Below are 9,631 nucleotides of genomic sequence, written 5' to 3'. Positions count from 1 at the left end.
ACACGGATCAGGTGCCGCCCGGGACCGGCGCGGGGCGGCATAGTGAACCCGGAGGACCCTGTGCGCCCGATTCCACTCCCTGACGCTTTCAGCAGCCCCGGCCTGCTGGCCCTCCTGGACCTGCTGCACTTCCTGCCGGACACCGTCGCGTTCATCAAGGACGACCAGGGCCGCTACGTGTACGGCAACGACACCCTCCTTCGGCGCCTGCACCTGCGCAGCCCCGAAGCCCTGACCGGGCGGCAGGCCAGTGACCTCTTCCCCGCCGCGCTGGGCGACCGCTACACCCAGCAGGACCTGAAAGTCCTGGCGGGCAAACCCCTCACCGAGCACCTGGAACGGCACCTGTACACCGGCGGGCGGTCCGGCTGGTGCCTGACCACCAAGCGCGCCGTGCACGACCCGGGCGGCGCGACCCTGGGCCTGATCGGCATCTCACGGGACCTCGCTATGTCCCCCGGCAGCGGCACCGCCCTGGCCGACGCCGTGGCGCACATCCAGGAGCACTACGCGCGCCCGCTCTCCATCGCGGACCTCGCCGCGCGCAACCAGATGAGCCTGGTCACCTTCGAACGCCAGATCAAACGCGTGTACGGCGTCACGCCCAGCCAGCTGCTGATGCGCGCGAGGGTCGAGGCGGCCACCCGGCTCCTGCAGACGACCGCCTGGCCCGTGGCGCGCGTCGCCGTGGAATGCGGCTACTTCGACCACAGCGCCTTCAGCCGGGTGTTCAAGGCCGCGGTCGGCGTCACGCCCCGCCAGTTCAGGGAGCTGTTCCCACCGGAACCCGCGACCCCTTCAAAGGTCAGGCGGTGACCCGACCCGGCAGAGCACCGGTCCAGGGTACGCCCGCCTCACCCCGCGCCCGTCCGGCGCCTGAACGCCAGGGCCTCTTCAGCCCGCGAGACCCGTCGCGCACGGTCCGCTGAACTGTCGGTGACGCCACGAACCCAGCCCTGCACCCCTAATCACGCGGCCACCATATTCAGCCGGGCGCCCACCCGTCAGGCGTGCCACGTCCAAGGCAACGTGACCCGCACCTCCCCCACCTCCCGCCCGGCCCAGTTGTGCTGCGTGACGGGCGCCAGCGCCCGCGCCGCCGGGGTCAGGGGCACGCCGAGCGCCTCAAGCACCGCCAGCGCCACGTGAGGCCGCGCCCGCTCGCCACCGTCGACGATCTTGAACGCCACGCCCACCGGACCGCGGCGACTCTCCCGCAGGCCCAGACCGAAAAAGCCCTCGGCGCCCATCTTGGTCACCAGGCCGTCCACCTGCGGCATCAGGGTGGTGTCCAGTCGCCCTGGACCGGCGACCAGATCAGGGTGGGCGGTCATGGCCGCGGCGATCCGGCGCAGGGCGGGCGCCGCATCCGGGTCGGCCAGCCGGGCGAACACCCGGGCCATGCCGGTCAGCGGCAGCGCGAACGCCGGCACGCTGCATCCGTCCGTCCCCGCCTGCACCTCGCCCGGCTCGACCCCAGCCAGCTCCGCATGAGCCTGACGGATCCGCACCTGCAGCGGATGATCGGGCGCCGCGTACCCTTCACGGGACCAGCCGTTCAGCACGCAGCTCAGCAGCATCCCGGCGTGCTTACCTGAGCAGTTGTGATGCAGGGGCGTGGGTGACTGCCCCGCACAGATCAACTCGGCCGCGGCATGGGCGTCGAAGGGCGGGTGAGTGCCGCAGCGCAGGTCCTCCACGCGACTGCCCGAACGGGCCAGCAGGCGCGTCACCACCTCCAGGTGCGCCGGGGTTCCGGCGTGACTGGCGCACGCGATCGCCAGTTCATCCGCCGGCAGGTCCGGGGCGGCCAGGGCCAGCGGCAGGGCCTGCACCGGCTTACTCGTACTGCGCGGGAACGTGACCAGCGCAGGGTCACCGCAGGCTCCGAGCAGCTGCCCGCCCGGGGTCACCACGGCCACATGAATCTCGTGCCGGCTCTCGTCCAGGCCCCCGCGGCGGTAGGTCACTGCGCCGGGCGTCCCAGCGTGATCAAGTTGAATCATGCCCTCAGCCTACGGCCCACGCACCCGCCGCACCTCAGATGCAGAGGCCCGCCGCGCGTTCAGCAGGGCCGAGATGGCTTTACATACGGCACAGGCTGCTGTGGTGAAGTGCGGCGTTCACCCTGTCCAGCCGGTTTGCCTCATAATCCTGCGTCTCTGCTTACTCCGCGCTGCCCTGGACGAGCATCAGGCTGAGGGTGTAGGGGGTGGCGCCGGGCGTTTCGAGGGCGCTGCCCTCGGCGAGCAGGTCCAGCAGCAGGCGTTTCAGGCGCCGGGCGTTCGGTTCGGTCAGGCGCAGGCCTGCGATGGTCAGCATCAGGGGTTCGTCTCCTTCGAAGATGCTGCGGGCGGGTCCGCCGGCGTCACCGATTTCGAGGTGACTCTGACCGCTGTGCCCGGAGAGCCACAGGCCCCAGGAGGGCGAGTGGGCGCGCAGCTGTGCGGCTGCGAAACTGGAGATGCGTTCCATGCGCGGGCTGATCTGCGTGAGCCAGAAGCCGTCCAGCGTGTCCTCGGCGGTCACGTCGTAGGGAATGAACCACCGGGGCTGCACGCGGTAGCGTTTCACGGGTCGTCCGGCCCGCGCGTCGATCCGCTCGATGGTGGCCACGTCGGCGGCGTGCAGCTTGCTCACCTGGTAGGACGCCTGCGCCAGCGTGAGGTTCAGGTGCCGGGCGACGTCCGCGGCGCTGCGGGCGTCCTGCATCAGGTAGTTCAGGAGGGGCCGCAGGTCTGGGCGCAGCAGCAGGGCTGCCTGACGGGACGTGGCCACTTCATGCGGTGTCACGCGGTCACTGTAGGGCGCGTCAACCTGAAATGTGCGGTGTTTTTTCAGGTTGGGGCGTCGGCACACTGGCCGGCATGCCCAGCTCTCTCTGGAACCGTAGTTTCACCGTCTGGCTGATCGGGACCGCCCAGTCTCAGTTCGGCAGCGCCGTGGCCGGCCTGGCCCTCAGTTTCCTGGTGCTGCATCAGACCGGTTCGGCCGGGCAGATGGCCGTGACGCTGGCGTGTTCGCTCCTGCCGAACCTGCTGATGCCGCTGGCGGGGGCGCTGGTGGACCGCTGGAATCTGCGGGGGCCGGTCATCGCGTCGGACCTGATCCGTGGGGCGCTGCAACTGGGTGTGGGCGCCGCGGCGCTGCGGTGGGGTGAGGTGCCGCTCGCGCTGATCAATGGCGTGGCGGTCCTGACGGGCCTGGTGGGCCTGTTTGCGGCGCCGGCCAGCAGCGCCGCCGTGCCCCTGCTGGTGCCGGCTGGCGCGCTGGCACGTGCGAATGCGGTGCTCAGCAGTGTGAGTCGCGGGGCGTGGCTGCTGGGCAGCCTGACGGGCGGGTGGATTGTCACGCGCTGGTCCCCGCCGCTGGCGATCCTGCTGGACGGCGTGAGTTTCCTGCTGATGGCCGCCCTGATGGGCCTGGTGACCCTGCCGGACCGGGCGGCGCCGGGCGCGGCGGAGCGGCCAGCGGGCCTGCTCTCGGAGGTGAGCGCCGGCTTGCGGGTGATGGGCCGCTCGCGCACGCTGACGCTGGCGCCGGTGATCGCCCTGCTGCTGAACGCGGGGCTGGCGCCGGTCACGGCGGCCCTGCCGAAGCTGTTCGCCGGGGGCGGCGGGACGGCGGCGGGGTACGGGACGTTCCTGGTGCTGGAAAGTGTGGGCGTGATGGCGGCCGGGGCGCTGGTGGCGCTGCTGGCCACGCGCCTGGACTCGCGGCGGCTGATCACGGTGGGCCTGGCGGTGACGGCGGGCGCGTACGGGCTGATGTGGGCGTTGCCGCAGCCTGCGGCGCTGCTCCCGGCGGCCGGGGCGCTGGGGTTCGGGTTTGGTCTGATCAACACGCCGTTTCAGACGCTGATGCAGGAGCTGGTGCCGCAGGCGTTCCTGGGGCGGGTGTTCAGTGTGCTGGGCATGGTGTCGACCGTGGGCATGCCGCTGAGTCTGCTGCTGGTCGCGCCGCTGCTGGACCGCGCGCCGCTACCCGTGTGGTTCGGCGTGGCCGGGGTGGCGCAGGGGCTGGGCTGCGCGCTGTGGCTCTGGGCGGCCTGTGCGGAACGTCCAGCGCGTGGTGTTCATCTGGACCTGCGGCCGTGATGCACCGGGGACTGGACGCGCCGCCCCGGGCCGGACAGCCCTGGACGGTATCGGCGCGGCGCTGGAAGAACCGGTACCCTGGGCGGCATGCCCCGGCCGGTCTGGATGTGGACGCTGCCCCTGTGGCTGGCGGTCACGGCGCTGGGCGCCTGGGGGCTGGTCAGCGGGCAGCGCGCGGCCCTGCGGGCGGCGTTCGATCTGGATGCCCGCGTTCTGCACCGGGTGCTGTCGCAGCGGATGGAGCAGCAGGAAACGGTGCTGCACGCCGTGTCGGCCCTTCTGACTCAGGACCTGCCGGCTGGGACGCTCCGGGGGTCCGTGCAGACCCTCATCCGTCCGTACCGGCAGATCGTGGCGGTGGAGTCCTGCGCGGCGGCCGGCTGTCAGCTGGTCGCGCCGGGCCGGGCGGCCCTGCCGCTCCTGCCGTTCTCACCGTCGCCCGGCCCGTCGGTGCACTGGCCTGCGGGCAGCGGCGCGCGGTACGCCCTGAGCCTGGGGCGCGCGCGCGTGTGGGTGAATGCGGGCGCCCTGCTGCCGGCCCGGGACCTGCCCGAGGAGCCGCTGACGGTTCAGCTGTTCCGCCCGGACGGTGGCGCGCTCGTGCTGGGGCAGGCCGCGCCGGTGCGGCACGCCGCGTGGGCTTTCAGCGTGGACAAGCGGCTCGGGACGGCACTCGAGCCCTTCCCGGTCCGTTTTGAACGGGCGTACGCCTGGACCGTCTGGCCCTGGGGGGAGCTGCTGGCGTGGGTGGCCGTCACGGCCCTGCTCGCGTGGGGGCTGGCGCGGGCCCTGATCGTCCGGGCGCGCAGTGAACGGACGCTGCTGGACGAGCGGCGCCGCGCGCAGGGCATCGTGCAGGCCAGCACGGACGGCATCGTGGTGCTGGACGCGGGCGGCGTGGTCGTGCAGGCGAACCCGGCGGCGCGGCGCATTCTGGATGGCCTGCAGGTGGGTCAGGCCATCGGGAGCGCGGCCCAGTTTCAGGCCACGTTGTCGCAGGCGCCGTTCGACGCAGCGGGATTCTGGCAGGCCCGGGCGGCCGTGGCCCTGCCAGACGGCACGGCCCTGCAACGCGGCGCGCAGCGGGTCCTGGTCGAGGGCGGCCTGACGCCTCTGACCGGGGAGGGCGGGCACCTGCTGGGCCGGGTGCTGACGCTGCGCGAGGTGGGGCCGCTCCAGCAGCGCATGCTGGCGCAACTGGACGCCGGGGAGCGGCGCGTGCGGGAGCACGAGGCGACGCTGACACACGTGTCGCGCCTGTCGACGCTCGGGGAGATGAGTGCCGGACTGGCCCACGAGCTGAACCAGCCGCTGACGGCGATCGTGAGTTACGGTCAGGCCAGCCTGCGGCTGCTGAATCAGGCGGAGCCGGACCTGACGCGGGCGCGCCAGGCGGTGCAGGGCATGGTGACCCAGGCGCAGCGGTCCGCGGAGATCATCGCGCGGCTGCGCACGCTGGTGCGGCGCGCGCCGGCGCAGCGGGTGAAGGTGGATCTGGTGCAGGCGGCGCGGAACATCCTGACCCTCTGCCAGGCGGACCTGACCCGCCTGGACGTTCAGGTGGACGCCCCGCTGCCCACCGCGGCGTTCGTGACGGGTGACCCGGTGCAGGTGGAGCAGATCCTGCTCAATCTGGTGCGCAACGCGCTGGAGGCCATGGCGGGGGTGCCGAGGCGCCACCTGAGCCTGCGTGTCAGGTCGGCAGAGACCAGCTGGGCACTGACCGTGCAGGACAGCGGCGCGGGGCTGACCGGGGCCGCGCTGGCGAACCTCTTCCAGCCGTTCCAGACGAGCAAGCGGGAGGGGCTGGGGCTGGGCCTGTCCCTCTCGCAGACGCTGGCCCAGGGCATGGGCGGGGACCTGAGCGGCGAGAACGCGGTGGCGGGCGGCGCGCGCTTCACGCTCACGCTGCCACAATGGACCGGTGACCCGGACTCCTGAACCGACCGTGTACCTCGTGGATGACGACGCGGGTGTGCGGGACGCGCTGAGCTTCCTGCTCAGCACCGTGGGCCTGCCGGTGCAGGCCTTCGCGGACGGCGTGGCGCTCCAGGACAGCCTGACGCCGCAGGACGTGGGCTGCCTGCTGCTCGATATCCGCATGCCGCACGTGAGTGGCCTGCAGCTTCAGGAGCAGCTTGTGGCGCGGGGCGTGGACCTGCCCGTCATCATTCTGACCGGGCACGGCAACGTGGACCTGTGCCGCCGGGCCTTCCAGCAGGGCGCGGTGGACTTCCTGGAGAAACCCGTGGACGAGACGGCGCTGCTCGAAGCGGTGCAGCGGGCCCTGCATCAGCATCAGCAGCGCCGGGCGCAGGCGGAGGCGCTCGGTCCAGCCCGCGCCCGGCTGGCCCGCCTGACCGAGCGGGAACGCGAGGTGCTGGGCGGCCTGATGGCCGGGCAGACCAGCAAGCAGAGTGCCCGCGTGCTGGGCATCGGTGCCCGCACGGTCGAAACGCACCGCGCGAGCCTGTTCGAGAAACTGGAGGTGCAGTCCTTGGCGGACCTGATGCGCACGTACCTGCCGGTCACGGACCCTGAACCCCGCGGAGCTCCGTAATTGTACGGAGGTCCCTCCGGAAAGGCCCGAATGGCGTCCCGGCCGTCAGGCTGCCAGCATGACGGCATGAAACACGTCACCCTGGCCGCCCTGCTCGTCACGTCCGCCGCCGCTCAGCAGGCGCCCACGCCGGTTCAACTGGCGACCACACCCACCGTGCAGGTCGCGACCCTGAGCCTGGACACGGCCGTGAAACTGGCCACCCAGACCGTGGCGAACTGCGCCGCGGCCGGGTACCACGTGACCGCCACCGTCGTGGACCGCTCCGGCGTGACCCTCGCCGTGGCCCGCGCTGAACTGGCCGGGCCGCACACGGTCGGCGCGAGCTTCGGCAAGGCCTTCACCAGCGCCAGTGGCCGCAACCTAACCAGCGAGATGGCCAAGGGGCTGGCGGCCAATCCGGGCCTGGCGGACATTCCCGGGTACCTCCTGCTGGCCGGGGGCGTGCCGGTGCGCGTGAACAGCGCCGTGGTGGGCGCCATCGGCGTCGGCGGCGCTCCCAGCGGCCTGATTGACGAGAAGTGCGCCGCGGACGCCCTCAAGACCCTGCTGGGCCAGTAAACGGGGCGCGGCACGTCATGTTCAGGGCTGCTGCGCTGACCGTCCTGCTGGTCACCCTGGCCGCACCGCCCCACGCCGCTCATGCGGGCGGCACGCGGCCCCCCAAGGAGGTCCAGTCCGTGTCCAATCTGAACGCTCAACTGCTCGCGGCGGCCGGGGCGGGTGACGCGCGGCGCGTGGCGGCGCTGCTGGCGGCCGGCGCCAGTCCCGACGCGGCCGACGCCAGCGGCCGCACCGCCCTGACCGCCGCAGCCGCCGGTGATCACGTGGCCGCAGCGCGCGTGCTGGTGGCCGCCGGGGCCGACCCGGACCGCCAGGACAACGCCCGGAACAACGCCCTGCTGATCACCGGGGAAACCGGCAGCGTCGCGATGCTGCGGGAGATCCTGAAGGCCCATCCCGACCTGACCCGCACGAACCGCTTCGGCGGCACGGCCCTGATCCCTGCGGCGGACCGTGGTCACCTCGACTACGTCCGGGAACTCCTGGCCACGACCCGCATCGACGTGAATCACGTGAACAACCTGGGCTGGACGGCCCTGCTGGAAGCCGTGATCCTCGGCGACGGGGGCCCCGCGCATACGGCCATCGTGCGGGCCCTGCTCGCGCACGGCGCGGACCGCACGCTGGCGGACCCGGAGGGCGTGACGCCACTCCAGCATGCGCAGCGCGCCGGGTACCGCGAGATGATCCGACTGCTCAGCGCTCCCTGAGCGGCCACGCCACTCGCCCGCGGGAGAGGCAGGTGGTGCCCGTCCAGGCGTCCGCGCCAGCGCCCCTCAGACGTGAACCAGGACGGGGTTCTGGCCCGCGCGGACGTAGGCCACCTGGATGTCCTTGCCCACCTTCACGACCTTATTCAGGCCCACGTTGAGCTGCGCCGCGGCCTGATCGGGAAAGACGTAGCACACGTGGTCGATCGGCTCGCCGCCGTCCGCGTCGAGACCTTGACTGAGGATCAGTTCGTAGTCGTCGTACTGGTGGTTGTTGGTACTCTTGCCCATGACGGAGTCGTAGAACTTGGCGTCGTACAGGGTGCGCGTGGCGGCGTCATAGCTGTCCGAATCGCGACTGGCGTGCATGGTGAGCTGCCTGGTGATGCTGACCCGGCCGTACCCGCCGAGCACGGTCTTGTCCACGAAACTCTCGAAGACCGATCCCTTGGTGGACACGGAGAACTTCCCGGACGCGGAGGTATCAGCAGTCACCATGGCGTGGTTGACGTCGATGCAGGCGCTGGCGGTGCGGATCATGGCCGGGGCGTGCACCTTGTTGAAGTGCGTGGTGAAGTTGCTGTACATGTCGCCCACCTTGGAGACGTTCACGAGGTCCTGATCCGTGAACGGCACCATGCCCAGCAGGGCGTCGACGGCGCTGCCGTGCTGCTTGGTGACCAGTTTGTTCTGGAGCGTGCCGGTCGCGTACCCGTTGTTCTGGAACTTGGTGATCAGGGCCTGGTGCGTGGTGATGCGCGTGCCAGCATTCTGCGCCTTGATGCGCGCGTTCCCGTGCTTGGCCACGTACCGCCGGTCCGCCTTCGCCAGGGCCTGGATGACCGTGTAGCGCGTCTGCTTCCGGTGCAGGCCCTGCAGCAGCGCCTTGTACTCGCTGTTGAAGTACATGGGCGCGCCTGGCGGCCGGCTCTTGACGGTCCGGCGGTTCATGAAGGCGTCGCGGAGCGGTCTGGTGGGGAACGGCGGCTTCGGTTTGAGGCTCTTGCCGATCACGCGCTGGACGGCGGCGCCCGGAATGGCGTGGGCGGACGCTCCTGCTGGCGCAGCGTCCGACAGCGGCGCAGTGGGCGGCGCGGCGTTCACCGCGTGGCCCAGGCGTTCACCCTGCTGCTCGGCCTCGGTTTCCAGCGCAGCGTCCGGGTCCAGACCGGCCGCGACCCGGCCCTGCTGCTGCTGAACCACATGCGCCGCCTCATGCGCGATGAGCGTGAGGCCCGCGCGGCTGCCTGGGTCGTACGTGTTCGCCGCGAAGTAGATGTCCGGGCCGCTGGTGAACGCCCGCGCCTGAACCCGCGCCGCAAGGGCCGCCGCTTCCCGGTCCGTGTGCACCCTCACGCGGGACAGATCGGCATTCAGACCCAGTTCCAGGTGCCGCCTTACAGCGACCGGCAACGGCTCGCCGAGTCCCTGCCGGGCCTGGACGCGCTGCACCACACCCTGATGCGCCGAGGCGGCCAGCGCCGCTTCCTCCTGCGCGACCTGCCGCTGCACGGCCGCGTGCGCCCAGCGCCGCGCGTCCTGATCGGCGGTCCGTGTCCTTCCCCTTCCGGTCGGGGGCCGTCTCTCTCACCTGACGGTATCCGGAGCGTCGCTCTTCAGCCCGTGAAGCATTCATTCTGGCCCGGGCACTCGGGCCTCCTCGCGCGCGTTGGCCTGAACAACCCGGCCCTGTCTTCCCC

9 protein-coding genes are annotated in these 9,631 nt (G+C 71.6%); 6 read left to right on the top strand and 3 right to left on the bottom strand.

Translation table 11 applies throughout. The features are described from left to right. The first annotated feature begins 60 nt into the window (after positions 1 to 60). The gene (locus IEY63_RS14400) at positions 61 to 816 is read left to right on the top strand and encodes an AraC family transcriptional regulator (protein WP_189069695.1); all 756 of its coding nucleotides are present in this window, start codon (positions 61 to 63) and stop codon (positions 814 to 816) included. Between the two features lie 188 nt (positions 817 to 1,004). Here the strand turns inward: IEY63_RS14400 and IEY63_RS14395 are convergent, their stop codons facing one another. Further along, positions 1,005 to 2,006 carry an asparaginase gene (locus IEY63_RS14395; protein WP_189069694.1) on the bottom strand — a complete coding sequence of 334 codons (1,002 nt, stop codon included), beginning with the start codon at positions 2,004 to 2,006 and terminating at the stop codon, positions 1,005 to 1,007. A gap of 160 nt (positions 2,007 to 2,166) precedes the next feature. Then, positions 2,167 to 2,793 carry a helix-turn-helix domain-containing protein gene (locus tag IEY63_RS14390; RefSeq protein WP_189069693.1) on the bottom strand — a complete coding sequence of 209 codons (627 nt, stop codon included), beginning with the start codon at positions 2,791 to 2,793 and terminating at the stop codon, positions 2,167 to 2,169. Between the two features lie 74 nt (positions 2,794 to 2,867). On the opposite strand from IEY63_RS14390, the gene IEY63_RS14385 reads away from it, so the two are divergent. The 5 genes from IEY63_RS14385 (at position 2,868) to IEY63_RS14365 (ending at position 7,931) form a co-directional block, all read left to right on the top strand. After that, positions 2,868 to 4,097: an MFS transporter gene (locus IEY63_RS14385; RefSeq protein ID WP_189069692.1), complete on the top strand. Its 1,230-nt coding sequence runs from the start codon at positions 2,868 to 2,870 to the stop codon at positions 4,095 to 4,097. Between the two features lie 87 nt (positions 4,098 to 4,184). Then, positions 4,185 to 6,038, top strand: coding sequence for an ATP-binding protein (locus tag IEY63_RS14380; RefSeq protein WP_189069691.1), 1,854 nt, complete (start codon positions 4,185 to 4,187; stop codon positions 6,036 to 6,038). Further along, positions 6,022 to 6,657: a response regulator transcription factor gene (locus IEY63_RS14375; protein ID WP_189069690.1), complete on the top strand. Its 636-nt coding sequence runs from the start codon at positions 6,022 to 6,024 to the stop codon at positions 6,655 to 6,657. The genes IEY63_RS14380 and IEY63_RS14375 overlap by 17 nt, the downstream gene beginning before the upstream one ends. Before the next feature lie 66 nt (positions 6,658 to 6,723). Continuing rightward, entirely contained in the window at positions 6,724 to 7,218 is a 495-nt protein-coding gene (locus tag IEY63_RS14370; RefSeq protein ID WP_189069689.1) for a GlcG/HbpS family heme-binding protein, read from the top strand. A 17-nt stretch (positions 7,219 to 7,235) separates the two neighbouring features. Beyond that, on the top strand, positions 7,236 to 7,931 hold the full coding sequence (locus IEY63_RS14365; RefSeq protein ID WP_189069688.1) for an ankyrin repeat domain-containing protein: 696 nt from the start codon (positions 7,236 to 7,238) through the stop codon (positions 7,929 to 7,931). Between the two features lie 66 nt (positions 7,932 to 7,997). Here the strand turns inward: IEY63_RS14365 and IEY63_RS14360 are convergent, their stop codons facing one another. Next, positions 7,998 to 9,443 carry an eCIS core domain-containing protein gene (locus tag IEY63_RS14360; RefSeq protein WP_189069687.1) on the bottom strand — a complete coding sequence of 482 codons (1,446 nt, stop codon included), beginning with the start codon at positions 9,441 to 9,443 and terminating at the stop codon, positions 7,998 to 8,000. Positions 9,444 to 9,631 lie beyond the last annotated feature (188 nt).

The organism is Deinococcus radiotolerans (genome assembly GCF_014647435.1).
In the GTDB taxonomy this organism is placed as follows: domain Bacteria; phylum Deinococcota; class Deinococci; order Deinococcales; family Deinococcaceae; genus Deinococcus; species Deinococcus radiotolerans.
This window is presented reverse-complemented; position numbering and strand designations above follow the sequence as displayed.